General features: G+C 44.3%; 26 protein-coding genes and 1 pseudogene. 23 read left to right on the top strand and 4 right to left on the bottom strand.

Translation table 11 applies throughout. From position 1 onward, the window contains the following. Positions 1-21 precede the first annotated feature (21 nt). The 3 genes from DW251_RS08845 (at position 22) to DW251_RS08830 (ending at position 1,774) form a co-directional block, all read left to right on the top strand. Positions 22-282, top strand: coding sequence for a hypothetical protein (locus DW251_RS08845; RefSeq protein WP_013274265.1), 261 nt, complete (start codon positions 22-24; stop codon positions 280-282). After that, a complete protein-coding gene (locus DW251_RS08840; protein ID WP_117964036.1) occupies positions 279-1,010 on the top strand; it encodes an ImmA/IrrE family metallo-endopeptidase in 732 nt (243 codons plus the stop codon). The genes DW251_RS08845 and DW251_RS08840 overlap by 4 nt, the downstream gene beginning before the upstream one ends. Positions 1,011-1,432: 422 nt before the next feature. Then, positions 1,433-1,774: a helix-turn-helix transcriptional regulator gene (locus tag DW251_RS08830; RefSeq protein WP_243034910.1), complete on the top strand. Its 342-nt coding sequence runs from the start codon at positions 1,433-1,435 to the stop codon at positions 1,772-1,774. A gap of 274 nt (positions 1,775-2,048) precedes the next feature. On the opposite strand, the pseudogene DW251_RS18600 reads toward DW251_RS08830, so the two are convergent. Next, positions 2,049-2,222 (bottom strand): annotated as a pseudogene (locus DW251_RS18600) (ATP-binding protein); the annotation flags it as partial. Positions 2,223-2,367: 145 nt separating this feature from the next. Between DW251_RS18600 and DW251_RS08820 the strand changes: the two are divergent. The 14 genes from DW251_RS08820 (at position 2,368) to DW251_RS08745 (ending at position 13,019) form a co-directional block, all read left to right on the top strand. Continuing rightward, entirely contained in the window at positions 2,368-3,519 is a 1,152-nt protein-coding gene (locus DW251_RS08820; RefSeq protein ID WP_117964034.1) for an AAA family ATPase, read from the top strand. A 12-nt stretch (positions 3,520-3,531) separates the two neighbouring features. Continuing rightward, the gene (locus DW251_RS08815) at positions 3,532-4,050 is read left to right on the top strand and encodes a hypothetical protein (RefSeq protein WP_117964033.1); all 519 of its coding nucleotides are present in this window, start codon (positions 3,532-3,534) and stop codon (positions 4,048-4,050) included. A 648-nt stretch (positions 4,051-4,698) separates the two neighbouring features. Then, the gene (locus tag DW251_RS08805) at positions 4,699-5,121 is read left to right on the top strand and encodes a type II toxin-antitoxin system PemK/MazF family toxin (RefSeq protein ID WP_002576364.1); all 423 of its coding nucleotides are present in this window, start codon (positions 4,699-4,701) and stop codon (positions 5,119-5,121) included. Then, entirely contained in the window at positions 5,114-5,344 is a 231-nt protein-coding gene (locus DW251_RS08800; protein WP_002576363.1) for a hypothetical protein, read from the top strand. The genes DW251_RS08805 and DW251_RS08800 overlap by 8 nt, the downstream gene beginning before the upstream one ends. A gap of 71 nt (positions 5,345-5,415) precedes the next feature. Beyond that, entirely contained in the window at positions 5,416-6,624 is a 1,209-nt protein-coding gene (locus tag DW251_RS08795; protein ID WP_117964031.1) for a site-specific integrase, read from the top strand. Between the two features lie 145 nt (positions 6,625-6,769). After that, on the top strand, positions 6,770-7,981 hold the full coding sequence (locus DW251_RS08785; RefSeq protein WP_055222189.1) for a site-specific integrase: 1,212 nt from the start codon (positions 6,770-6,772) through the stop codon (positions 7,979-7,981). A 353-nt stretch (positions 7,982-8,334) separates the two neighbouring features. Continuing rightward, on the top strand, positions 8,335-8,481 hold the full coding sequence (locus tag DW251_RS18485) for a LuxR C-terminal-related transcriptional regulator (protein ID WP_118300826.1): 147 nt from the start codon (positions 8,335-8,337) through the stop codon (positions 8,479-8,481). A 226-nt stretch (positions 8,482-8,707) separates the two neighbouring features. After that, complete coding sequence (tnpA, locus tag DW251_RS08775; protein ID WP_182433601.1) at positions 8,708-9,190, top strand: IS200/IS605 family transposase; 483 nt, start codon at positions 8,708-8,710, stop codon at positions 9,188-9,190. Between the two features lie 170 nt (positions 9,191-9,360). Further along, the gene (locus DW251_RS08770) at positions 9,361-9,876 is read left to right on the top strand and encodes a hypothetical protein (RefSeq protein ID WP_118300822.1); all 516 of its coding nucleotides are present in this window, start codon (positions 9,361-9,363) and stop codon (positions 9,874-9,876) included. A gap of 527 nt (positions 9,877-10,403) precedes the next feature. Then, a complete protein-coding gene (locus DW251_RS08765; RefSeq protein WP_021868635.1) occupies positions 10,404-11,033 on the top strand; it encodes a TetR/AcrR family transcriptional regulator in 630 nt (209 codons plus the stop codon). Continuing rightward, positions 11,030-11,224, top strand: a complete 195-nt coding sequence (locus tag DW251_RS08760) for a cysteine-rich KTR domain-containing protein (RefSeq protein WP_021868634.1) — start codon at positions 11,030-11,032, stop codon at positions 11,222-11,224. The genes DW251_RS08765 and DW251_RS08760 overlap by 4 nt, the downstream gene beginning before the upstream one ends. Continuing rightward, on the top strand, positions 11,169-11,783 hold the full coding sequence (locus DW251_RS08755) for a hypothetical protein (protein WP_243034909.1): 615 nt from the start codon (positions 11,169-11,171) through the stop codon (positions 11,781-11,783). Before DW251_RS08760 ends, DW251_RS08755 begins: the two co-directional genes overlap by 56 nt. A gap of 76 nt (positions 11,784-11,859) precedes the next feature. Next, positions 11,860-12,354: an alpha/beta hydrolase gene (locus DW251_RS08750; RefSeq protein ID WP_118300818.1), complete on the top strand. Its 495-nt coding sequence runs from the start codon at positions 11,860-11,862 to the stop codon at positions 12,352-12,354. 38 nt (positions 12,355-12,392) lie between these two features. Further along, entirely contained in the window at positions 12,393-13,019 is a 627-nt protein-coding gene (locus DW251_RS08745) for an N-acetyltransferase (protein ID WP_118300816.1), read from the top strand. Between the two features lie 239 nt (positions 13,020-13,258). On the opposite strand, the gene fabG is transcribed toward DW251_RS08745, so the two are convergent. Next, complete coding sequence (gene fabG, locus DW251_RS08735; protein ID WP_021868630.1) at positions 13,259-13,990, bottom strand: 3-oxoacyl-ACP reductase FabG; 732 nt, start codon at positions 13,988-13,990, stop codon at positions 13,259-13,261. A gap of 243 nt (positions 13,991-14,233) precedes the next feature. Here fabG and trxB point away from each other — a divergent pair, with 243 nt between their 5' ends. Together trxB and DW251_RS08725 are read left to right on the top strand one after the other, a co-directional pair. After that, positions 14,234-15,169: a thioredoxin-disulfide reductase gene (gene trxB / locus DW251_RS08730; RefSeq protein WP_118300812.1), complete on the top strand. Its 936-nt coding sequence runs from the start codon at positions 14,234-14,236 to the stop codon at positions 15,167-15,169. An 8-nt stretch (positions 15,170-15,177) separates the two neighbouring features. After that, on the top strand, positions 15,178-16,806 hold the full coding sequence (locus DW251_RS08725; RefSeq protein WP_118300810.1) for a C40 family peptidase: 1,629 nt from the start codon (positions 15,178-15,180) through the stop codon (positions 16,804-16,806). Between the two features lie 114 nt (positions 16,807-16,920). Here the strand turns inward: DW251_RS08725 and raiA are convergent, their stop codons facing one another. Then, on the bottom strand, positions 16,921-17,454 hold the full coding sequence (gene raiA / locus DW251_RS08720) for a ribosome-associated translation inhibitor RaiA (RefSeq protein ID WP_021869280.1): 534 nt from the start codon (positions 17,452-17,454) through the stop codon (positions 16,921-16,923). 601 nt (positions 17,455-18,055) lie between these two features. Between raiA and secA the strand changes: the two genes are divergently transcribed. The 4 genes from secA (at position 18,056) to DW251_RS08700 (ending at position 23,831) form a co-directional block, all read left to right on the top strand. After that, positions 18,056-20,626: a preprotein translocase subunit SecA gene (gene secA, locus DW251_RS08715; RefSeq protein ID WP_118300808.1), complete on the top strand. Its 2,571-nt coding sequence runs from the start codon at positions 18,056-18,058 to the stop codon at positions 20,624-20,626. 104 nt (positions 20,627-20,730) lie between these two features. After that, positions 20,731-21,871 (top strand): peptide chain release factor 2 gene (gene prfB / locus DW251_RS08710; protein ID WP_118300806.1). Its coding sequence is split into 2 segments (ribosomal slippage): positions 20,731-20,805 and positions 20,807-21,871, totalling 1,140 coding nucleotides; the frame shifts between segments, so codons are not numbered across the junction. A 219-nt stretch (positions 21,872-22,090) separates the two neighbouring features. Continuing rightward, entirely contained in the window at positions 22,091-22,534 is a 444-nt protein-coding gene (locus DW251_RS08705) for an ACT domain-containing protein (RefSeq protein WP_021870027.1), read from the top strand. A 55-nt stretch (positions 22,535-22,589) separates the two neighbouring features. Continuing rightward, positions 22,590-23,831, top strand: a complete 1,242-nt coding sequence (locus DW251_RS08700; protein WP_118300804.1) for a homoserine dehydrogenase — start codon at positions 22,590-22,592, stop codon at positions 23,829-23,831. Between the two features lie 105 nt (positions 23,832-23,936). On the opposite strand, the gene DW251_RS08695 is transcribed toward DW251_RS08700, so the two are convergent. Further along, a complete protein-coding gene (locus DW251_RS08695; protein WP_021868619.1) occupies positions 23,937-24,347 on the bottom strand; it encodes a DUF4190 domain-containing protein in 411 nt (136 codons plus the stop codon). Positions 24,348-24,431 lie beyond the last annotated feature (84 nt).

The raw sequence follows: 24,431 nt of genomic DNA, 5'->3' as shown, positions 1-24,431 counted from the left end.
TACAGAGGAGGAGCGTAGAATATGTCGGAACAGAAGTGTAGAAAAGTATATGTACCTGTGAATTTGGATGTGGATGCCGAGGGAAATATCCGCCCGCGCTTGATTCGGTGGATTGACGGACGGGTGTATGAGATCGACCGATTGAAGCATAAGTGTCGGGCTGCTTCCACGAAGGTAGGTGGCTGCGGAATCCGCTATACGGTCATGATCGGTGGGCATGAGAGTTTCCTGTACAACGAAGATGAAAAATGGTTCGTTGAAGCAAAGGAGCCGTGCCTATGATCCTTTCGCAGAAAAACATAGAAGAAATCGCTGTTGCAGTGATAAGAGATTTTCAAAAGTCCTTTTTCGGCAGCGAAGCAGATGATCCGGCAAGATTCGCACTTCCGACACCCATTGATCAGTTTGCATCCGATTATCTGAACCTGAAGGTGTCATTTCAAAAGTTGTCCTCGGACGGAAGCATCTATGGTCTGACCGCGTATGTGGATACAGAATATCAGATTGAAGTCGATGGAAGTCAGAGGAGCATCTTCCTGAAAACCAATGATGTGGTTCTGGACAAGAGCTTCATTGAACCGGAGAATATACGGAAACTCTGCGGAAAACGCAGATTTACGCTGGCACATGAGTGCGCTCACCAGATATTGTTTCAGCTGGATGCCGATGACCGAAAGATAGCCTGCCATAAGAGACCGGAAGTGAGGAAAAAAGGTTCCCGCGTTCTGAGAACGCAGGAAGATTGGAACGAGTGGCAGGCCAATTCGCTGGGAGCTGCCATCCTGATGCCCCAGTCAGAAGTGGATCGGGCGATGTGGTTCATCAACAGCAGAAAGCCTCTGACATGTTATGGATGGCGTTTTTATAACAAAGACCAGGTGAAGATAGATACTTTCTGTGGTGTCTTTGGCGTTTCGAGATCGGCAGCTGCTATCCGCTTGGAACAACTGGGCTATCTGAACCGGAAAAAGGATTATGAATATCGTGATCCATTGGAGGTGTGGCCATGAGCAGGAATATCAGAGTATCGGAACCATCTGCGGAAATGCAGATTAAAATCATCCGGGCAAAGGATGCGATTGCTTCGCAAAAGCCCAGGATTGTCAGGTGCCCTTATTGCCGACACAATTCAATCATCGTCTTTGAGGATACCAGAGGACATGTGCAGACCAAATGTAAGGCCTGCGGACGCGAGACCGTCTTCAATGTTTTGGAGATGAGAAGATTACGGAGATTGCAGCTCTACTATTCGTCTTTGAATGGTTGAGATGACAATAAATAACCCTATTAACACAATTTTATAAGTCATAGCTGTGCTGTGGAGCCGCTGACAGGCGAAGTCTTCCGAATGCCGCATGAGACAGAATTATGGGATACCCATGTTCTGTTTTATCGGCACAGGATTTTTCTTCACCGTCATGCGGCTCTTTTTTTGACCTTCCGTCGATCCGGTTCTGTACCGGCTGTGCGGAAGGAGAAACGTATGTATTTTGACGCAAAAGAGTTTGGTAAGAGACTTCACGATGTTCGCACTTCCCGTGGCATTACGCAGGAGGAACTGGCGGTTCGCCTGGGCCTGGCAAGCAAGCAGCATGTCAGCCGCATGGAGAACGGTGAACGCAGCTGCTCTATTGACTTGCTGATTGAACTGTCCTGCATCCTCCATGTCAGCACGGATTATCTTCTTATGGGCAGCGAGCCAAGCAAAGAGGAAGTCAAAAATGATCTTCTTAGTATTATTTCGGAGCTGTCTACGATTGCGAAGAAAATCTAAAAAGCATTAGGCGCAATATAACTGCTGACGGCGTAGAATCATGGTGGCTATCTTGGTGGATACCTTGATGGGTGTCATCCTCTAAGTTATCATGGGTTGCGTCATAGGACTTATCATTGGCTGTACCCATGATAGAGTGAGCATGAGTGATTTGAGCACCCTCACTGCCGTGGGCAATAAGGTGGATACAAAGATTCAAAACTGTGTGTGGGATGTCCGGCGATTTATCTTGCTCACTAACTTGGTCATTGACTAAGTTTTTCTGACTAAGTTGGTAATTTACATTTTTCAAGATGACTCTGAAATCTGTTGCCGTTGAGAAAATTTTCGGATTATATGCCGCTGTATATCCAGGCGGCTTTTCGGTTTCCCTGACGATTTTGCGTAGGCCGCTTCCATGACGCTCCATGTATTTCATGCGTTGGAACGGGTCAGCAATCACAGGGCTTGCCATATTGAACGGATACTTTTTAGTGTCAAAAACAAATCAGAAAATAAAAACGGAAAATCCGTTGATATTTTCTGATTTGCGGCGTATAATAAGATTATAAGAAAATAAAAACAAAAAAACTGTTTTTAGAGGAGGACTACCTATGAAAATACTCCGCATCACCGCACAAGGACTCCCATTATTCAAAAAAGACTTGGATATTTGCTTTTATACGCAGCAACGTGTTTGCGAAGAGGACAAAGATAGTCTTTACCGTTTGACGGATAATTACTATCTCCACTCTGCCTGTGCTTTCATTGGAATTAACGCATCTGGCAAGACCTCGGTATTAAAGGTCATTAGCTTGGCCTTAAATATTGTGAAAAATGAGCCCATCAATCATGTGGAGGCAAAAAGCATTCTTGGCGGAGCGAAGAATGTTACAATCCGCACATATTTTTATGATAAGCGTAGCTACATCTGCTGCTTGGAAACTGTAATTGCGGCAAAGAAGTCGAAAACAGGGGAATATGTGTATTCGATTCTGTCTGAAAGCCTTTGGGAAAAACCGATTGCAACCGTTAAGTCGAAAAAGTATCTGACAGATTTTACAGGAATGAAGCCTGTAGAGCAGCGCAATAGCGATGAAGCATACCTTTCTGATGATGTCAGCTTTGTCATTGCACATAATAAAAAAGCGAATGATACAGTGGAAATATTCAGCCTGCTTTCCTATACGAATGTGAATGTGCTTCCATTTACCGAAGATATTCCATTGGAGGTAATTGCGCTTCTCGATCCGACCATTGAGAAATTGTGTTTTGAGCAGGCAGAGGGAAAAACATTTATCCACTTGAAGTTTAAGGATGAAGAAGAGATTATCCTGAATAATGCGGCAGACCTTGAGCAGTATCTGTCCTCTGGTACGATTAAGGGTATTATTACATTCTCGATGGTAAAGGAAGTTCTTCATTCAGGTGGTTATCTTCTGGTAGATGAAATAGAGAATCATTTCAACAAGGAAATTGTAACGACCTTAGTGCGCTTCTTTATGGACAGCCGACTGAACAAAAATGGCGGAACGCTTATTTTCACTACGCATTATCCGGAACTGCTGGACGAATATGACCGAAATGACGGAATTTGTATCGTTAGAAACCGTAATGGCATTACAGCAGAAAATCTGAGCTATATATTGAAACGTAATGATATTAAAAAGAGTGATGCTTACCAGAGCGGCTTCCTTGAGGGAACAACGCCAGCATATGAAGCGTATATGCGCTTGAAGAAAAGCCTGGCTGCTTCAATCAAATAAGGAGGCGGCAGAATGGAATTAGCAAAATACAAGGCGTGTATATGTGAAGGCTCTGCCGAAGAAGCTATTATCGACATACAGGTTGATAATGATCTTCTGATTTTCAACAGAGAAGAAATGTTGGAAGAACGTGTCATTCGTTGCAGAAGTGCTAAACGATTCGAGGAGCGATACTTACGGAAAGGATTCGATGAGCAGATTTCTGTGATACGGATTTTGGATTCTCGCAGAGAGGAATTTCGATTGAGTAAAGCATATGAGCAGAAAATTGACGTGGTAAATGTCATTACTGCTCCAGAAATTGAAATGCTGATTATTCATGCGGAAGGAGCATATGATCAGTTTAAGCGTTCTGGAAAAAAACCAAGCGAATTTTGTAAAATAAATCTTCGGATGCATGATGTGAAGTCGTATGATTTTGTGAAGCAGTATTTCAGTAATCCTCAGCTCTTGGTGAAAGCCATAAAAGAGTATCGCAGAACAGCAAATATCCCCAAAGGAGAATACAGCTTGTCTGATTTGCTGAGATGAGCGTTGCTTTTTTGATACATTAGCCGTGACTCAAATGGTCACCAGGAGATAAACGGGTACCAGTTTATAGAAAATAGAATAGAATCGTCTTTGATGCCTCGTTGGGAAACCAACGGGGTATTTTTTTGCCTCAATCCGGCTGTATAGAACACTGAAAAAGTCAAAACGAACCGTATGTAGTCCTGCAAGGACAACCAAAGTGCGCCTACGAGGCCAACGCGAAACCGGAGGATTCTTGTTAAACTTACTTTGTAAGGACGAAAGTCCGAATGTCCCTTGAAAACTGAATACTCATTCTTCAGGTACATTCCTGTTTGGTCGAGTCTTCGACTGCACGCCATGAAGCCCATCGGGGCGATAGCGGTTTCGCAGAAGCAAATGCCGGATTGCAACCGGCGGCGGTGTTAAAGCCAGACAGGGACAATGATACTTCCGTAATTCGCGGTCCGGCCATAAGGAAGGCGGGATGGTTAAATTCCAATGGAGCAGTGAAGCACACTGCCGCCTGTGAGAAATCCTACATCTCTGGGGTGATAAGAAAAAGTACAGAGAAACCATATTTTCAGAAAGCGCTGCCGGGTGCTGTATCAGCATGATACCTGGCAGGCTTTATCCATATCAGTGTATGGAGATTGGAGACAACAGCATATGAAAGAAAACTGGGTTTATCGGCGAGGTGATTTATATCTCGCCAATCTCGGTGTTCCGGTAGGATCAAAGCAGGGCGGTGTTCGTCCTGTTGTGGTTCTTCAGAATGATGTCGGCAATTATTATGCGCCGACGATCACGATTGCTCCGCTGACATCGAAAATTGAGAAGAAGCGAAAACAGCCAACGCATTTCTTTCTCCGTAAAGCAAAGGGACTGGCAAAACCGTCCATGGTATTGGCAGAACAGCTCGACACCTGCGACAAGATATGCGTGATTCGCTATCTTGGGCGGGTAAGTAAGGGGCAGATGCGTGGGATTGATGAAGCTGTAAGGATTCAACTTGGATATTACATTCCGGAACAAGCAGAGAAAAAAAGACAGGGCAAATGCCGAAAGGATGGCGAAGAAGGCGATGGATAAACTGATTACAAGGAAAGAAGCAGCCAGTATACTGGGAATCAGCGTAAAAACACTGGATGCTGCAAGAACAGACGGTTTGATCTCCTATGTTCAGTATGTGGAAAACGGCTGCGTTTATTTCACGGAAGTGGGGATTCAGGAGTACATTGCAAAATGTACGCACCGTGCAAAACCGATGGAACGTGCTGCGACATATCGCAAACCTCGAAGCTTTCGGCGGTGAAAATCGACATCGTTGAGTATGGACGATGAATCCGCAATAATGAAAGCATCAACAGGATTGGAGGTAATGATATGGCGGCAAGAAGAATGATGCTTCCCGATTATGGTACGGTGAGTATGAAGGGAACGCAATATTATCGAACCCGTGTAACAGATCAGCAGGGACGGCGGGTTTCCTTATATGCAAGAACGAGAGAGGAACTGTACCAGAAGGAACAGGAAGCGATCCAGCAGATTGAGAACAAGACGTATCGCCGCAGTACACCTACAGTGGAGGAGTATTGCGAGAAATGGCTGCTGATGCAGTCGGCACAGATCAGGATGACAACGCTGATTGACTATACATCGAAAGTGAAGAACTACATCATCAAGCCATTGGGCGATATGCATATGGGAGATGTAACAGCAGATGACATTCGCCTGGCACTGTTGGAGGCATCGAAAAAGTCGGCATCCGTGTACAAATCAGTGAACGTTCTATATAAGTGTATTTTCACGGCAGCAATGGAGAGTAAGATCATTGATGAGAATCCGACCATCTATCTGAAGAAGAATGTGGGCGGGATTCCCCAGAAGGATCGCCTCCCGCTTACGGATGAGCAGGTGGATAAGCTGCTGGATGCCATTTACGGCTTACCGCCGTATGTGTTCGTGATGCTGGGGCTGTACGCAGGATTGCGGAGAGAAGAAATCCTCGGACTTCAATGGGATTCGGTGTATCTTGATTGCGAGGCTCCGTACCTTACCGTTCGGAGAGCCTGGCATACGGAGCATAATCGTCCGGTGATTCTGACAGAGCTGAAAACAAAGGCAGCGCATCGGAATGTCCCTCTGCCGGACAATCTTCTGGAATGTCTGAAAGAGGCGAAGAAGACATCGACATCGGATTTTGTGGTTGCAAACCGGGATGGAGACCCGTTGTCCTATACGCAGTTCAAGAGATTATGGCAGTATATCGTAACCCGTACCACCAAGGAACGCTGCTATTACCGCTATGAAGATGGCAAGAGGGTGAAGCATACGGTGAAGCCGGTTCTGGGGCAAAAGGCAGCACACAATGGAAATGTGGTTTACAGTCTGGACTTTGAGGTGACTCCGCATCAGCTGCGGCACACCTACATTACGAATCTGATTCATGCTTCGGTTGATCCGAAGACGGTTCAGTATCTTGCCGGTCATGAAAGCAGCAAGATCACCATGGATATTTACGCCAAGGTGAAATATAATCGCCCAGAGCAGCTCGCAGGAGTGCTGGAAGATGCTTTTGCATCGTGGGATTAAGAGTAAATCAGAAAGAAATTAGGGCAGGGATGGTCAAAAATCCCTGCCTTTTTACATACATTCGACATCCTTGAAGGAAGTGCTGTACGCCATGATAATAAAAGTGACAACACGCAATGTATGAAGATAGATAGGAGGAGAACACATGGCTAAAGGGAAAAAGCGTCCTGCTGAACTTCCGGAATACGGAACAGTGATGATGAAAGGGGTACAGTATTACCGCACCCGGATTACAGATGCAGACGGAAAGAGAGTGGCGATTTACGGGCTGACACGCGAAGAATTGTATGACCGGGTGGAAGATGCCCAGAAGAAAATCGCGGAAGTGGTTTTCCATAGAGAGAATCCGACCGTGGAAGAGTACTGTGAAAAATGGTTGCTGATGCGGTCTGGAACGGTAAGAACTAATACGTTGGAAGGATACGCACGGATGGTGAATCGGTACATCGTGGGTCCGATTGGACAGATGTATATGGACGAGGTGACCACAGATGACCTGCGGCTGCTGATGGTTCCGTTATCAAAAGGTTCTTCCGGAATGTATGGTCAGCTCAATATGCTGATTAAGAACATTTTTAATTCAGCAGAAGAGAGCAAGGTGATTAAAGAGAATCCATCCAAAACGATTTGCGCAAGAGGCGGAAAGCCAGCGAAACGGCGCGAGGCTTTGACGGATGAACAGACTGCTATTTTGCTGGATAGCATTCGTGAGCTTCCACCGTATGTCTTCGTGATGATCGGTTTGTACGCGGGATTGCGTAGAGAAGAGATCCTTGGATTAAAATGGGACTGCGTATTCCTGGATGAAAAAACGCCGTACATTTCGGTAAGGCGTGCATGGCATGTGGAAGGCGGTGAGCCGGTAGTCAACACGCTATTGAAGACACCGGCAGCAAAACGAGATGTTCCGATTCCAAAATGCCTGGTAGCCTGTCTCAAGGAAGAAAGGGAAAAATCAGAATCGGAATATGTGATCTCGAATTCGAAGGGAACTGTTTTGACGGAAACACAGTTTGTGAGAGTCTGGAAGTACATAACAGTCCGTTCTACTGCAGAACGCTGTTATTACACTTATGTAAATGGACAGTCCATCAAGCATAGAATAAAGCCAAGGCTTGGTGAGCATCAGCCGAATAATCCCAAACTGGTGTATACGATGGACTTCAAGGTGACTCCGCACATGCTGCGGCACACCTACATCACCAATCTGATTTACAAAGGTGTTGATCCTAAGACGGTGCAGTATCTGGCAGGCCATGAGAACAGCAAAACGACTATGGACATCTATGCGAAAGTCAAGTACAATAAACCTGAGGAATTAAGCAGCGTTGTGAATGCTGCATTCGGGCTGCGTTAAACTGCACCAAAAATTTCGCGATTTCGTGGGTTTACCTATGGGTTTACTGAGAGAGGAAAGCCCGAAAAACCGCATGAATACTGGTCTTTTTGGATCAAGGTCAGGTGAGTACGGTCTGAAGGCTGCACGTCGTGCACCTCAGTTCAGCAAGCGATAATCGACTGCTCAGACTATATCAAAATGGTTCAAAAACCCCGGAAAATCAAGGTTTTCCGGGGTTTTCTTGTACCCAGACTTATCTGTATAGTTTGACCTCATTTGACCTAACGAGAGCCGTTTTCACTGGAGTTTTAGTGGTCCGTAAGTGGTTAACCTATCGTACAGCTTGGAAAGGAATATGAGATCTTGGGCTGATGAAAGAGCGCCTGAGTAACCGCAAAATTGCGGAAAGACTGTTCCTGTCCGAAGGCAGTATTAAGCAATATATCAATCAGATTTATTCTAAACTTAACATAGATGGGATACCCGGGCGAAGCGGCAGCAGATTTTATCCATGCTGAATGCCAACCCCTAACCTTTGGTTAATGGTTATCTTTTTTAATCCACTGTACAATATTTGTACGGTGGATTTTTTATTATAGGCTTTAGCCGGTTGAGGACATTGGAGTTTTTCGTGTTCCGAAAAATGGAAATGTCCGAAACAAAAAACCACCCGCTATGCGGGTGGAGCCAACAATGTTATACAAAAAATCACCTTTCCGTTAGAATAGAGTTGTTCAGGCTACTATGCTAAATGAAAGGAAAGGTGATCTTTTGGCAAATAAAACAAATGATATGGCACATACAAAATGGCTATGTAAATACCATATAGTATTTACTCCCAAATATCGAAGAAAGGTAATATACAATCAATACAGAAAAGATTTACGGGACATAATAAAAACTTTATGTGGATACAAGGGGGTAGAAATAATAGAAGGAAAATTAATGCCAGATCATGTTCATATACTGGTAAGTATTCCACCTAAATACAGTATATCACAGTTTATGGGGTATTTAAAAGGAAAAAGTGCATTAATGATGTTTGATAGACATGCAAATCTGAAATATAAATACGGAAATAGACATTTCTGGGCAGAAGGATATTACGTGAGTACAGTAGGCTTAAATGAGGCGGCAATAAAAAAGTATATACAAGAACAAGAGAAACATGATATAGCGCTGGATAAATTAAGCGTGAAAGAATATGAAGACCCCTTTAGGGGGTAGCCAGTAGTACAAACACCCTTTTAAGGGTAGCAACGAGTCAAGGGCATAATAGCTTGAACGAAAAGTGAAAGCCAGCGTCTTTAGGCGCTGGCCGGTAACAAAGGCTTATAGCCGCTGAGTAAACCACCCGTTAGACGGGTGGTATTGATTGACTTAGGAGGAGTGAGAAAATGAAGGATTGGAAAAAATGTACGGCTTTTCTGCTGGCGCTGGTCATATGCCTTGGCCTTGCTGCCTGCGGAGTGGGAAGTAGTGAAGGTGAAAGAGAAGATTACTATACCCCCGGTGTGATTGAGGACACCGACTATGACTTCACAGATGATAATCCGGCAGAGCAACTGGGTTATGACTCTATTGAGGATATGCGCACACAGGAACATGAAATCATCTCTTCCGATGATAACGACAATACAGTCGCCGAGGGATATTGGTATCCTGACGGGGATAGGAGCAGCTCCCTCTATTTTATGGTCCAGAGAGATACCATTTACTGGTATGAATTTGACCCGGAGCAGGGGGATATTCAAGCGGGAGAACCGGATGGCATTGTACTCAAGTTAGGAAATAAGCGCCGTCTTCAGAGCGGGCAGACATTTCAGTACACAACTTCCAGAGGATTGGATATGAGCTACAGCAAAATTTGTTTCGAGGGAGACACAACAGAATATTTTTGGAGGGAGCGCTGAAAAGCATTCCTGTGGTTAAAGGAAAAAGCTATATGGAACGAAGATATATTTCAAAAGTAAAGCCACTAAGCCAGTATATTTTACAAGTTGACTTTGTCTCCGACAGTCGTTTGCTCCTGGATATGAAGCTCCTGTGTCTTTGTCCCTGAAGGCACTGTTCCCGGCTGGGCAGTTGATACGGAAATCGGTAATGGTGAGTTTTCAGACATCGCTGGTATCTGGATGGAGATGCGGATGCAATTACAAAGGTGTTGATCCAAAGACGGTGCAGTATCCGGCAGGCCACGAGAACATCAAAACCCTTGGATATCCAGTATTTTCAAGGGTTTTCTTATGTTTATGGTTCATAAAGAATTGATGTGAAATTTGGTCAAATTCTTCTTAATGTTATCAAAAATTGATTGAATGCCTGGGGATAAACGGGAATACAGGATTGAAAATATATTTTTTTCATTAGTTCTTGACAAGTAACCATTCGGTAACGGTAATGGAGTTACCGAATGGTTACTTTGATAAAGGAGATAGTTATGGCAGAGAGTACAAAGGAACGGATTTTGAGGATAGCACTGGAGCTGTTTGCGCAGAACGGCTATCTTGGGACGTCTATGAATGATATTGCAGGACAGTTAGGATTTACGAAAGCCGCCTTATATAAGCACTATGCCAGCAAACAAGAAATCTTAGATAAGATCGTGGAGCGGATGAACAAGATGGACTATGAGCGCGCGGAAGTCTATGAAATGCCGGAAACGGAACCAGACGGCTTTGCGGAAGCATATCTGCATACACCAATTCAGAAAATCCGCACATACAGTCTTGCCCAGTTTGACCATTGGACAAAGGAACCGTTTTCTTCCAATTTCCGTAAAATGCTGACGCTGGAGCAATACCGTGATCCCAAGCTTGCACAGCTCCATCATGACTATCTGGCGGGTGGTCCACTGGAGTACATGGCGGCCATCTTCCGCAAGCTGGCAGATTCTGATGAGGATGCTATGCAGTTGGCGTTGGAATTCTATGGTCCAATGTATCTTTTATACAGTGTCTACGACGGTGCTGAAAAAAAAGAATCTGCTTCTTCTTTGCTGGCGACACATATTGATCACTTTATTGCCAAGGTTGAGTCTGATTACAGAAAGAAGGGGAGAACAACATGAAAGATGTGGGAGAAGAAAAACGCTGGGTCTTATGCCCGTGGTGCGGTGCCAAGACGCGCTTGCAGATACTGCGGGAGACGGAATTAGTAACTTTTCCTCTGTTTTGTCCAAAATGCAGGCATGAGAGTATTATCAATGCAAAAAATTTTATCATCGAAACCAAACAGCCAGACGCTAAGACGCAGTGCTGATCGCAAAAACGATCATGCGCTGCGTCCTATTTTTTTGAAAGGAGCAACTATTATGGATGCAATTATTTACACCACCAACACCGGAAGTACCGGGCAGTATGCAAAGCTGCTGGCCCAGGAAACCGGACTTCCGGCATATTCCCTTGCAGAAGCGAAAAAACGGGTCTTTGCTGGTGCGGAGGTTGTCTATCTTGGCTGGATCATGGCCGGTTCGGTCAAGGGGTGTGCCGGGGCTGCGAAGCGCTATCAGGTGTGCGCTGTCTGCGGCGTCGGCATGGGACAAACCGGAACGCAGACAGACAGCGTGCGGAAAAAGTCAGAAATTCCAGCCAACATTCCGCTGTTCACCCTGCAAGGAAACTTCAATGTTAAAAAGCTACACGGTATTTATCGATTCATGATGGAGATCATGGTTAAAACAGTGGGCAAAGGTCTGGCCGCAAAGAAAGACCGCACGCCGGAGGAGGACGATATGCTGGATATGATGCTCCACGGCGGTGAGCGGGTCAAGGCGGAAAATCTAAGCGCCATTCTCGATTGGTACAGAGCGCAGCAATAAATGTTCTCTCGGGGTCTTTCTTACACCTGCTTTTGTGGATGATTTTCCGCTGTCTTAGAAAGGGGAATGAGATAAAATGAAAAATTTAATTATATATGTTCACGGAAAGGGCGGTTCGGCTGGGGAAGCTGAGTATTACAAAATGTTCTTTCCTAATAGTGAAGTAATCGGGTTTGATTACTGTTCGCAAACGCTTTGGGAAGCCAAGAAAGAGTTTTTTGCATTTTTTACCACACAGAGAAGTAGGTTTGAGCACATTACCTTGGTTGCAAACAGCATCGGGGCTTTCTTTGGGATATCCTCGCTGGATGAAACGCTGGTTGACCGGGCTTATTTGATCTCGCCAATCGTGGATATGGAAAAACTGATCTGCAATATGATGCAATGGTCGGGGGTGACCGAACAGGAACTTGCCTTAACATCCATTGAAACGGTATCTGCATTTGCCAAGCAGCACCATGCTGGCCTGATCGTCATGCCCGGCGGCGAGCACTGGTTCCATACTGAGGAACAGATGCAGTTCCTTGATCATTGGATCAGAGAATGTAATGCGAAAAATGTCTGCTGCTAATTATACAAAATCATTGATAAAAGAGAAGGAGAATAATTATGTCAGAAAAGAATATTATCATTCGTCTGGAAACAAAAGACGATTACAGAACCGTCGAAAACCTGACCCGCGAGTCATTCTGGAATGTTTATCAGCCTGGCTGTATGGAGCACTATGTGCTGCATTGTTATAGGGATGACCCGGCATTTGTGCCGGATCTGGATTTTGTGATGGAACTGGGCGGTGAGATGATCGGGCAGATCATCTATGTACGGTCGGAGATCGACTGTGACGATGGACGAAAGGTGCCGATCATGACCTTCGGCCCCATTGGCGTTGCACCCGCATACAAGCGGCAGGGCTACGGAAAGCAGCTTCTCGACTATTCCATGGAAAAAGCTAAGGAAATGGGTGCAGGGGCACTTGCCATTACCGGCAATATTGACTTTTACGGCAAGTCTGGCTTTGTTCCGGCCAAAACCAAGGGCGTGTGCTATGCCGACGACCCGGATGCGGACTATTTTCTCATCAGAGAACTGACCCCCGGATTTCTGGACGGCGTCTCCGGCACTTACAAAGACCCTGAGGGGTATTTTGTCTGTGAGAAAGACCCGGACGGATTTGAACGGTTTGAAGCCACCTTCCCGGTAAAAGAAAAGCAGAAGCTGCCGGGACAGCTGTTTTGAAAATCCCGGTGGCGGTCTTACAGGAAAGCTGTTTCCAACTGGCAATAAACAGGATATTTTAGATGTGCCTGGATATGGAAAACTGCCTGTAACTCTTATTGACTGTGCCAATCCGGTAGTCATTTTTAAAGCAGAGGATGCAGGATTAAATGGAACAGAAACCTGTATAGGCGCCTGTTCCGTTTTTATTATGTTGCAGAAATACCTCTTGCTGTGCTGGGAGGGGGTGAGAGAATGTTTTAGATCCACCCCCCATCAAGCCCAATGATCTGTCCTGTAAGATAGGATTCTTTATAACCAAGATGATAAGCCAGATCAGCTACTTCTTCTGCTTTACCAAGGCGTCCTGCCGGTATCTCATCTACCAGTGCGATCAGTTCGTCTTCTTCCATCCACTGGTTCATTTCTGTGTCAATGGCACCGCAGGCAATAGCATTGACCTGGATGTTGCTTGGGCCCAGTTCTTTGGCAAGAGCACGGGTCAGAGCGTTGATGCCGCCTTTGGTTGCAGAGTAAGCTGCTTCACAGGAAGCTCCTGCAACACCCCATACAGAGGAAATATTGATGATCTTTCCCTGTTTTTGGTGTACCATATAAGGGATTGCCAATTTGCAGCAGTTAAAAACAGAAGTTAAATTCATATGGAGAATTTTATCCCAGTCTTCACTGCTCATATCCTGAAGCAGTCCGATGTAGGAAACACCGGCATTATTTACCAGTACATCTATACCTCCAAACTGTTTCTTTATCTTTGCGAACAGTTCTTTGCAGCAATCCATATCTCCCATATCTCCCATATAGGCAAGACAAGGTACCTGATAATTCTCAATTTCTTTTTTTGTCTGCATCAGGCGGTCTTCATTGCGGATGCAGCTGATGACTACATTATAGCCTTTCCGGGCAAATTTAATGGCAATGGCTTTTCCGATACCACGGGAAGCGCCGGTCACAAGTACAGTTTTTCTTGACATAAGCTCACGTTCCTTTCTGCATGTGTACAGTACTGTTTCTGTTCGCGTGTTCCACGATCAGTGACGCAGTATTTGCTCTTTCTATTTTAGCACAGAATGGAGAGGTTGGCATATATTTGGTTGATCTGTAAAGATAATTGTAAGAATTTGAAGTGCAACAATAGTAAAATCTATGCTATAATAATTACGAATTGGTTACAATATATTAAGAGATAATGAAAAAATAGACAGGAAACAATAAAAATGACATCACATATCTATGATCTGATCATAATCGGTTCAGGACCGGCGGGGCTTGCAGCAGCTGTGTATGCCCAGAGAGCCTGCCTGGACACTCTGATAATCGAACGATCTACGGTAAGCGGCGGACAGATATTAAATACCTATGAAGTGGATAATTATCCCGGATATCCTGGGATCAGCGGTTACGAACTGGGAATGAAGCTGCGGGAACATGCAGATCATCTGGGTGCGCAATTTAAAGAAGATACAGTTTTAAAAATAGAAGATAAAGGCCTGGAAAACTTAAAACAGGTCATTGGAATGAATGAAAACTATGAGGCAAGGACACTGATCCTTGCAACAGGAGCCGTTCATAAAAAGTTAGGCATTCCTGGTGAAAAAGAACTGACAGGAGCCGGTGTTTCTTACTGTGCTACCTGTGATGGTGCATTTTTCAGGAACAGGACCGTTGCAGTGATCGGCGGCGGTGATGTAGCAGTGGAAGATGCCATTTTCCTTTCACGTATGTGCAGTAAAGTCTATCTGATCCACAGACGGGGAAAACTCCGTGCAGCAAAAAGCCTTCAAAATCAGCTTTTCTCAAAAGGGAATGTGGAAATACTCTGGAATACAGAGGCAGAGGCTATAAAAGGCGATGGAGCAGTAGAAAGTTTATTGCTCCAGGATCATGTTACAGGTGAAAAGAAAGAAATTTCTCTTCAGGGCGTATTTATTGCTGTAGGAATACAGCCGGAAACAGCTGCTTTTGAAGGCGTTGTGGATATGGAACAGGGTTATATCAAAGCAGGAGAAGAGGGAATTACTTCTGTACCTGGTATTTATGCAGCAGGCGATGTGAGAACAAAAAAATTGCGGCAGATCGTTACAGCAGCGGCAGACGGTGCCAATGCAGTGACCAGCGCAGAGCAGTATCTGTCAGACTTAAAGAGAGGATAAGAGTACCGATGAACACATGGAAAAAATTACTGATCATCAGCGGAATGTGCAGCCTTGCAGGTGTGACACCGGCTTTTGCGTCCACAAATCTGGAAACCGGTTCCTCTCTTGCGGGAATTTCCGTAGCGTTAAATAATTATTATGCCGGAAATGCACAGCCGGAAAAGAAGCTGGCGTCATCTTACAATCAGTTGGAGGCAACAGAAACGAAAAAAAGCAGTGAAACAAAGACTGCAACAGAGACAAAGGCCGCAGCAACTGCAAAGGCAGAAACAAAAGCCCAGACCTCATCCGGAGCAAAAACAGAGACAAAAGCAGCGGCTTCTACAGAAGTAAAGGCAGCAGCTGTTTCACAGACAAAGGCAGCTTCTTCTGCCTATGATAATATTGCAGTATCTAAAGTAAGCGGATCTGTAAATATCCGTACAGAGGCAAATACCTCCAGTTCCATAACAGGAAAGATCTACAATGACTGTGCAGCAACGATCTTAGATACAGTAGACGGCGAAGGCGGAAAATGGTACAAGATTCAGTCCGGCTCTGTAACCGGCTATATTAAATCCGAATATTTTGTTACAGGCCAGAAAGCAGAAACAAAGGCAAAAGAAGTAGGAAAGACCTATGGAACAGTGGTAGATACCACCAGCCTTCGTTTAAGAGAAAGCCCGGATCTGACCAGCAAGACACTGACACTTTTATCAGAAGGCGCCCAGTATTCTGTTGTGGGACAGGAAGGTGATTTCTTAAAAGTAGCTGTGGATACAGACCTGGAAGGTTATGTATTTAAAGACTACATGAAAACCAGTGTAGAATTTAACAAAGCTGTTTCTGTAGAGGAAGAAAAAGCCAAAGAAGAAGACGAAGCCAAGCGTAAAGAAGAAGCTGACAAGGCAATGAAAGAGTTAGAAGCTGCAAAGAAAGCGGAGAGCAAGGCAGCAGAAACCAAAGCAGAGACGAAAGCGGAAACCAAGGCTGAGACAACGGCTGCAAAGAAAGAAACAACAGCTGCTCCAAAGGAAGAGACCAAGAAGGAAAAGACAAAAGAAACAGAGGCAGCCATAAAAGTGATTGCAGCCAATCCGGAAAAGGCAGAGGATGTGACAGTAGCTGCTCCAACTGTTAAACAGGAGACAAAAGCAGAAACAAAGGCAGAAACGAAAGCTGAGACAAAGGCGGAAACAGTAGCAGAAACAAAGACAGAAACCAAGTCAGAGGGACCTGGAGCAAAGAAAGAGACAAGCTCTTCCAAGAAGACAGAAAGTTCTGCTGTAGAGACAGCTTCCAGAACTGCACTGATCGCCTATGCACAGCAGTTCTTAGGAAATCCTTATGTATACGGCGGCACCAGTCTGACAAAGGGCGCTGACTGTTCCGGCTTTGTTATGAGTGTATTCTCTCATTTCGGTATCAGTACAGGACGCAGTTCCAGAGACCAGGCAGCAAGAGGAAAGGCAATCCCGGTCAGTGAAGTAAAACCAGGAGACCTTTTATTCTATGCCAGCGGCAGCTATATCAATCATGTAGGTATTTATGTAGGAAATGGAAAGATCATCCACTCCAGTACACCTGCTACCGGTATCTGCTATGCACCGTCTAATTACAGAACACCTTGCAAGGCAGTTACATTTTTTGACTGATCCTGTTGAAACGTAAAAGTACATAATCAAAATTAAATATGCATCATAATGCACATAAAAATGGGGGAGCCGGTTTTGGCTCCCCTGTTTGTTTTTATGAAGTTTTAAAAGTTTTTAGAATTCAGGTTCGATCAGTCCATAAGTACCATTTTTACGCTTGTACACTACATTTACCTGCTCAGTTTCGGAGTTCAGGAATACGAAGAAATTATGTCCTAACATTTCCATCTGAAGGCAAGCTTCCTCAGGATTTACTGGCTTCATAGCGAATTTCTTGGTTTTTACGATCTGAATATCATCTTCGTAAGCGGTATCTTCTTCATCCTCAATAAATGCCTGGGAGAATGCGATAGCTGCCTGCTTCTTGTCGATGAGTTTCTTTTTATATCTGCGGATCTGGCGTTCAATGATCTCTTCTACCAGATCAATGGATACATACATATCGGTGCTGCTTTCTTCAGCACGGATGGTGTTGCCTTTAACTGGAATGGTCACCTCGATTTTCTGTTGGTCTTTCTGAGCGCTGAGCGCTACGATCACTTCGGTGTCAGGAGTGAAAAAATGTTCCAGCTTTCCGATCTTCTTTTCAACGGCTGCTTTCAAACCTGGAGTTACCTCAATATTTCGTCCTGTTATGGTATAACGCATAATCATCAACTCCTTTTTCTGAGATATGCACATTATATCATGTTTATTATAAAATTACAACATAAAATCTCAAATTGACTAATAATTTATCTTAATTTTTTATAAAAAAAGTATATGTAGGGTGCAAATGGCTATTGAATTATTAATAGTGTACATGAAAAAATGTCAATAGTAACTGTGCATATTTTGATGAAAAACAGCAGATTTATGAGATATATACAAAAAAGAAAGGACAGGAAAATGTAAAAGGGGTGTAAAAAAGAACAGGGTAAAATATGTGGATAATGTGGATAAGTCGGTGTATAACTAGAAAATGCAGAAAAACCGATAAAAATCGATGTGGATAACTTTGGGGGAAAACTTTGTGGATAAGTGTGGACAATGTGGATGTGCACAAAATCGAACATACTTTTTGTGCAAGATGTCTGGTTTACCATAATATGGGGGGAAATGTAAACTTTTTATGAAGTCGTTGAATAAATCCCGCTCAAGTGTTACAATGTATTAGATTGTATCATAAGCGTACTGGCTGCATTTGCGGCACAGATGCAGGTTGAAAAGAATTTTCATTTATATAAGGAAGAAGTTAGGAGAACTTACCATGAACGTAATTGAGAAACTGTTCGGGACTCACAGTGAAAGGGAATTGAAGATGATCCGCCCGATTTTGGCGAAGATCGAAAACCTGCGCCCCGAAATGATTGCCAAGTCAGATGAAGAGCTGCGCGATCAGACCCGTATCCTGAAAGCAAAGCTGGCTGACGGAGCAACTCTGGATGATATTCTGCCAGAGGCATTTGCTACTGTCCGTGAGGCGGCAAGAAGAACACTGAATATGGAGCATTTCCCGGTACAGCTGATCGGTGGTATCGTACTCCATCAGGGCCGTATCGCAGAGATGCGTACAGGTGAAGGTAAAACCCTGGTATCTACCTGTCCGGCTTACCTGAATGCATTAAAGGGAAAAGGCGTACAGATCGTTACTGTCAACGATTACCTGGCAAAACGAGATGCTGAGTGGATGGGACAGGTACATCGTTTCCTGGGTCTGACTGTAGGTGTTGTATTAAACGACATGAACAGTGCTCAGAGAAAAGAAGCATATGCCTGCGACATTACCTATGTAACAAACAATGAACTTGGTTTCGACTACCTGCGTGATAATATGTCCATTTACAAAGAACAGCTGGTTCTGCGTGATCTGGATTACTGTATCATCGATGAGGTTGACTCTGTTCTCATCGATGAGGCAAGAACACCTCTGATCATTTCCGGACAGAGCGGCAAGTCTACCAAGCTGTATGAAGTATGCGACGTTTTAGCGCGTCAGTTAGAGCGCGGTACTGTTTCAAAGGAATTCTCCAAGATCGATGCCATCATGGGTGAAGAGATCGAAGAGACAGGCGATTTCGTAGTAGATGAGAAGGATAAAGTAGTTAACCTGACTGAACAGGGCGTCAAGAAGGTAGAGGAATACTTCCACATTGATAACCTGGCTGATCCGGAAAATCTGGAGATCCAGCACAATATCATCCTTGCACTTCGTGCCAACAACCTGATGTTCCGCGATAAGGACTATGTAGTAAAAGATGACGAAGTCCTGATCGTTGATGAATTTACAGGACGTATTATGCCAGGCCGCCGTTATTCTGATGGTCTGCATCAGGCGATCGAAGCAAAAGAGCATGTAAATGTACGTCGTGAAAGCCGTACACTGGCTACCATTACTTTCCAGAACTTCTTCAATAAGTTCGCAAAGAAGGCAGGTATGACCGGTACCGCTCTTACAGAAGAGAAGGAATTCCGTAACATCTATGGAATGGACGTTATCGTGATTCCAACCAACCGTCCTGTTATCCGTAAGGACTTAGATGACGCTGTTTATAAGACCAAGAAAGAAAAATATAATGCAGTTGTTGAAGAAGTTGTAAAGGCACATGAGAAGGGACAGCCGGTTCTGGTTGGTACCATCACCATTGAGACTTCCGAACTTCTCAGCAAGATGCTGACCAAGAAGGGCATTCCTCATAAAGTCCTGAATGCAAAGTTCCATGAATTAGAGGCTGAGATCGTTGCAGATGCCGGTATCCATGGTTCCGTTACCATCGCTACCAACATGGCAGGCCGTGGTACCGATATTAAGCTGGATCAGGAGTCAAAGGATTTAGGCGGCTTAAAGATCATTGGTACAGAGCGTCATGAGTCCCGTCGTATTGACAACCAGCTGCGTGGACGTTCCGGACGTCAGGGAGACCCAGGTGAGTCCAGATTTTACCTGTCCCTGGAAGATGACCTGTTAAGACTGTTCGGTTCTGAGCGTCTGATGCATATGTTTGAGGCAATGGGCGTACCGGAAGGTGAGCAGATCGAGCATAAGATGCTTTCCAATGCTATTGAGAAGGCTCAGATGAAGATCGAGGGCAATAACTACGGTATCCGTGAGCAGCTGCTTAAATTTGACGAAGTAAACAATGAGCAGCGTGAAGTTATCTACAAAGAGCGCCGCAAGGTTCTGGATGGGGATAACATGCGTGATCTGGTTCTGAAGATGATCACTGACATTGTAGAGAATGCAGTAGATATGTCTGTTTCTGATGAAGATACAGCAGAGAAATGGGATCTCACTGAGTTAAACAATCTCCTTCTGCCGATCATTCCATTAAAGTCTGTTGTACTGACAGATGAGCAGAAGAAGTCCATGAAGAAGAACGAATTAAAGCACACCTTAAAGGAAGCTGCCATCAAGCTGTATGAGACAAAGGAAGCTGAATTCCCTGAGCCAGAGCAAATCCGTGAGATCGAGCGTGTGGTTCTTCTGAAGGTTATTGACAACAAGTGGATGTCACATCTGGATGATATGGATGCTCTCCGTGAAGGAATTGGCTTACAGGCATATGGCCAGAGAGATCCGGTTGTTGAGTACAAGATGCAGGGCTATGAGCTGTACGAGGCTATGATGGCTGCGATCCAGGAAGAAACTGTACGTATCCTGTTCCACATCCGTGTAGAGCAGAAGATCGAGAGAGAGTCTGCTGCCAAGGTTACAGGTACCAACAAGGATGCAACTCCGATCGCTCCAAAGAAACGTGATGAGCAGAAGATCTATCCAAACGATCCATGCCCATGTGGTTCCGGAAAGAAATATAAACAGTGCTGCGGACGTATTAAATAAGTCCTATATGAACGAATTGAAAAATCTTCCTGCGTGGCAGTAAACCATGCAGGGGGATTTTTGCAAAATAATTAAAAATTTATAATAAGAAAGCGGGTGAAGCTGTGGTTGAGTTAGACAATTTTAAATATACGTTATCAACGTATGACAAACCATTAGTGGAAGTGAGGGATTCACTTTGACCTGGATAATAAGGTCAGACGAATCGACGAATTAGATAAATCCATGGAAGAGCCGGGATTTTGGGATAATCCGGAGCGCTCTACCAAACTGGTGCGGGAAGCAAAACACTTAAAAGACGAAGTTGATACTTTCCGTGAACTGGAGCAGGAATATGAAGACATCCAGACCATGATCCAGATGGGTTATGAGGAAAATGATGCTTCTCTGATCCCTGAGATCCAGGAAATGTTAGATCATTTTTCAGAGACCCTGGAAAAGATGCGTATGAAGCTTCTGCTTTCCGGCGAATACGATGGCTATGATGCCATTTTACGTCTGAATGCAGGTGCAGGCGGAACAGAGTCCTGTGACTGGTGCAGCATGCTGTACCGTATGTACTGCCGTTGGGCTGAGAAAAAGGGCTTTAAGGTAGAAGTCCTTGACTATCTGGACGGTGATGAAGCAGGTATCAAATCTGTTACCATTCAGATCAGCGGGGAAAATGCCTATGGCTATCTCCGTTCCGAGCACGGTGTACACCGTCTGGTACGCATTTCCCCGTTTAATGCAGCAGGCAAGAGACAGACTTCTTTCGTGTCCTGTGATGTGATGCCGGATATTAAAGAAGACATTGATATTGAGATCAATCCGGACGATATCCGTATTGATACCTACCGTTCCAGTGGTGCCGGTGGACAGCATATCAATAAGACCTCTTCTGCGATCCGTATTACCCATTATCCTACAGGTATCGTTGTTACCTGCCAGAATGAGCGTTCCCAGTTCCAGAATAAGGACAAGGCAATGCAGATGTTAAAGGCAAAGCTGTATATGCTCCGCCAGGAGGAACAGGCAGCAAAGGCAGCCGGTATCCGTGGTGACGTAAAGGACAATGGCTGGGGAAGCCAGATCCGCTCTTATGTCCTTCAGCCTTATACTATGGTAAAAGACCATCGTACAGGGGAAGAAAGCGGAAATGTAGATGCTGTTTTAGATGGCTCTATTGACAACTTTATCAGTGCTTATCTGCGCTGGATGAGTCTTGGCTGTCCGAATAAAAATGCCATGTCAGACGATCAATAAGCATACGCATAATAAATTTACAAAGACTGCTGTAAGACGAAAAGCTATTTTACAGCAGTCTTTTTTATGTGTTATAGATGGATCTGAAATATTGTATACTTTGTTCTTAATTTAACATAAGAAAGTGGTTGCAATTCCCATAAAAGTATGTTAATATCTTCCTCATGAATACAGATGTGTTCGCGATACGGACATGGACAGGAAGGAAGAAAAGGGTTCATGGAGGACAAAAGTAAGTATTTTGTTGTAAAACAAAAGGCAGTGCCGGAAGTACTTTTAAAAGTCGTAGAGGCAAAGAAACTTCTGGAAACAGTAAGAGCCATTACTGTGCAGGAAGCTGCAGACCGGGTAGGGATCAGCCGCAGTTCTTTTTATAAATATAAGGACGATATTTTTCCTTTCTATGATAACACAAAGGGAAAAACGATTACACTGGTAGTTCAGATGGATGACAGACAGGGACTTTTAAGTGACCTGCTCCATGTGGTTGCAGTGTACCGGGCAAATATCCTTACCATCCATCAGAGTATTCCGGTCAACGGAGTTGCTACTTTGACACTGAGTGTGGAAGTAAGGGAAGATACGGGAAATGTTTCCAGTATGATCGATGAACTGGAAGTATTAGACGGTATCCATTATGTAAAGATACTGGCCAGAGAATAAAAACAAAGATCGGGCCGGTAAAAAATATCAGGTAGCATACAGGGAGCGAGAGATTATGATCAAGACAGCAGTTATGGGATACGGTACCATTGGATCTGGTGTTGCAGAGATCCTGGACCAGAATAAGGCAGAAGTTGCAAAAAGTGCAGGACAGGAAGTTGAATTAAAATATGTTCTGGATCTGAGAGATTTTCCGGACAGCCCGGTAGCAGATAAGATCATTCATGATTTTAAGATCATTGAAGAAGATCCGGAAGTACAGGTAGTAGTGGAGACTATGGGCGGATTAAATCCGGCATACCCATTTGTAAAGGCCTGCCTGTTGGCTGGAAAACATGTAGTTACTTCCAATAAGGCTTTAGTAGCTGCTTATGGAACAGAGCTGCTTGCGATTGCAAAAGAAAAACAGGTAAACTTCTTCTTCGAGGCAAGTGTAGGCGGCGGAATTCCCATCATCCGTCCATTATACCGCTGCCTGATGGGCGAGCGCATTGAAGAAATCACAGGTATCTTAAACGGAACCACCAACTATATCCTGACTAAGATGGATAAAGAGGGCGAAACTTTTGAAAATGCCTTAAAAGAGGCTCAGAACCTGGGATATGCAGAGCGCAATCCGGAAGCAGACGTAGAAGGCCATGATACCTGCCGTAAGATCGCGATCTTAACTTCCATGGCAACGGGAAAGACTGTTAATTACGAAGATATTTATACAGAAGGTATTACCAAAATTACAGATATCGATTTTAAGTATGCAGAGAAAATGGGAACCTCCATTAAGCTGTTTGGAACCAGCCGCATCAAGGATGGCAAGGTAAGCGCTTATGTAGCTCCTGTTATGATCAGTAAGAACAATCCGTTATACTCTGTAAATGATGTATTTAACGGCATCGTTGTAAAGGGAAATATGCTGGGAACTTCTATGTTTTACGGAAGTGGCGCAGGAAAACTGCCAACAGCCAGCGCGGTAGTTGCAGATATTATCGAAGCAGTACAGAATATAGACAAAAATGTTCCACTTGGCTGGACTGATGAAAAACAGGAGATCCTTCCTATGGATCAGACCAAGTTCCGCTACTTTATCCGTGTTGCAGGCTCTTACAGAAACAAAGAGCAGGAGTTAAATGAGTATTTCGGCAAGGCCGAGGTGATCGAACTCTACGGAATGGATGAATTTGCGATCCTTACAAAAGAAATGACAGAGGGAGAATTAAAGGCAGCTGCAAGCGCCTTTGATACAAAAGCCCAGTCACGTTCTGAATATGGTATCAAGCAGATGATCCGTGCGGTGCTGTAATTCATACTTCAATAAATAAACAGGTAAAATAATAAAAGCCATTCTCTTAATATAAAAACGAGAGAATGGCTTTTTGCGTGTTCAATATTAATTTTATGAAACAAACTAGTTTGCCGGTGCCTGCATCTGCATCTGAAGCTGTTGCTGCATCTGGTAGATCAACTGGTTGATCTGCGGTCCCTTTACCGGGTCACGGAGCAGATCATAATAATTGATCAGGCTGTAAAAGAAGAACATGGTAAGAGCGATCGCGATCACACTGAAGATAAAACCAGCCAGTGCCTTACCTGGATATTTCTTTCCCGGACGGATGTCCGCGTTTTTTGCCATAATGGCAAGCACGATACCGATTACTCCGCAGATCAGTCCCATAGGAGTGTTCTTTCCGCTTACAAGGGAAAATGGCAGATAAAAAAGGCTGCAGATAATACCTGCAATACCGCTGATCAGGGAGCAGGCTGCCAGCTGTTCCGCTGAGCTGGATGTTTTTCTTGGTTTTTTGGAAGTATTATTCATAAGTTAAAGTAGGATCCTTTCTATTTCGCTTATTATAGCATGAAAAACAATCACTGTCCAGACAAGGGCAAGTCTTGCATAAGG

The organism is Clostridium sp. AM22-11AC, assembly GCF_003473545.1.
In the GTDB taxonomy this organism is placed as follows: domain Bacteria; phylum Bacillota; class Clostridia; order Lachnospirales; family Lachnospiraceae; genus Enterocloster.
This window is presented reverse-complemented; position numbering and strand designations above follow the sequence as displayed.

What these genes read in the sequence shown, in the direction of transcription:
- DW251_RS08845 (WP_013274265.1), top strand. Translation starts at nt 22, where the DNA reads ATGTCGGAACAGAAGTGTAGAAAAGTATATGTACCTGTGAATTTGGAT.
- DW251_RS08840 (WP_117964036.1), top strand. Translation starts at nt 279, where the DNA reads ATGATCCTTTCGCAGAAAAACATAGAAGAAATCGCTGTTGCAGTGATA.
- DW251_RS08820 (WP_117964034.1), top strand. Translation starts at nt 2,368, where the DNA reads ATGAAAATACTCCGCATCACCGCACAAGGACTCCCATTATTCAAAAAA.
- DW251_RS08815 (WP_117964033.1), top strand. Translation starts at nt 3,532, where the DNA reads ATGGAATTAGCAAAATACAAGGCGTGTATATGTGAAGGCTCTGCCGAA.
- DW251_RS08805 (WP_002576364.1), top strand. Translation starts at nt 4,699, where the DNA reads ATGAAAGAAAACTGGGTTTATCGGCGAGGTGATTTATATCTCGCCAAT.
- DW251_RS08800 (WP_002576363.1), top strand. Translation starts at nt 5,114, where the DNA reads ATGGATAAACTGATTACAAGGAAAGAAGCAGCCAGTATACTGGGAATC.
- DW251_RS08795 (WP_117964031.1), top strand. Translation starts at nt 5,416, where the DNA reads ATGGCGGCAAGAAGAATGATGCTTCCCGATTATGGTACGGTGAGTATG.
- DW251_RS08785 (WP_055222189.1), top strand. Translation starts at nt 6,770, where the DNA reads ATGGCTAAAGGGAAAAAGCGTCCTGCTGAACTTCCGGAATACGGAACA.
- DW251_RS18485 (WP_118300826.1), top strand. Translation starts at nt 8,335, where the DNA reads ATGAAAGAGCGCCTGAGTAACCGCAAAATTGCGGAAAGACTGTTCCTG.
- tnpA (WP_182433601.1), top strand. Translation starts at nt 8,708, where the DNA reads ATGCTAAATGAAAGGAAAGGTGATCTTTTGGCAAATAAAACAAATGAT.
- DW251_RS08770 (WP_118300822.1), top strand. Translation starts at nt 9,361, where the DNA reads ATGAAGGATTGGAAAAAATGTACGGCTTTTCTGCTGGCGCTGGTCATA.
- DW251_RS08765 (WP_021868635.1), top strand. Translation starts at nt 10,404, where the DNA reads ATGGCAGAGAGTACAAAGGAACGGATTTTGAGGATAGCACTGGAGCTG.
- DW251_RS08760 (WP_021868634.1), top strand. Translation starts at nt 11,030, where the DNA reads ATGAAAGATGTGGGAGAAGAAAAACGCTGGGTCTTATGCCCGTGGTGC.
- DW251_RS08755 (WP_243034909.1), top strand. Translation starts at nt 11,169, where the DNA reads ATGCAAAAAATTTTATCATCGAAACCAAACAGCCAGACGCTAAGACGC.
- DW251_RS08750 (WP_118300818.1), top strand. Translation starts at nt 11,860, where the DNA reads ATGAAAAATTTAATTATATATGTTCACGGAAAGGGCGGTTCGGCTGGG.
- DW251_RS08745 (WP_118300816.1), top strand. Translation starts at nt 12,393, where the DNA reads ATGTCAGAAAAGAATATTATCATTCGTCTGGAAACAAAAGACGATTAC.
- fabG (WP_021868630.1), bottom strand. Translation starts at nt 13,990, where the DNA reads ATGTCAAGAAAAACTGTACTTGTGACCGGCGCTTCCCGTGGTATCGGA.
- trxB (WP_118300812.1), top strand. Translation starts at nt 14,234, where the DNA reads ATGACATCACATATCTATGATCTGATCATAATCGGTTCAGGACCGGCG.
- DW251_RS08725 (WP_118300810.1), top strand. Translation starts at nt 15,178, where the DNA reads ATGAACACATGGAAAAAATTACTGATCATCAGCGGAATGTGCAGCCTT.
- raiA (WP_021869280.1), bottom strand. Translation starts at nt 17,454, where the DNA reads ATGCGTTATACCATAACAGGACGAAATATTGAGGTAACTCCAGGTTTG.
- secA (WP_118300808.1), top strand. Translation starts at nt 18,056, where the DNA reads ATGAACGTAATTGAGAAACTGTTCGGGACTCACAGTGAAAGGGAATTG.
- DW251_RS08705 (WP_021870027.1), top strand. Translation starts at nt 22,091, where the DNA reads ATGGAGGACAAAAGTAAGTATTTTGTTGTAAAACAAAAGGCAGTGCCG.
- DW251_RS08700 (WP_118300804.1), top strand. Translation starts at nt 22,590, where the DNA reads ATGATCAAGACAGCAGTTATGGGATACGGTACCATTGGATCTGGTGTT.
- DW251_RS08695 (WP_021868619.1), bottom strand. Translation starts at nt 24,347, where the DNA reads ATGAATAATACTTCCAAAAAACCAAGAAAAACATCCAGCTCAGCGGAA.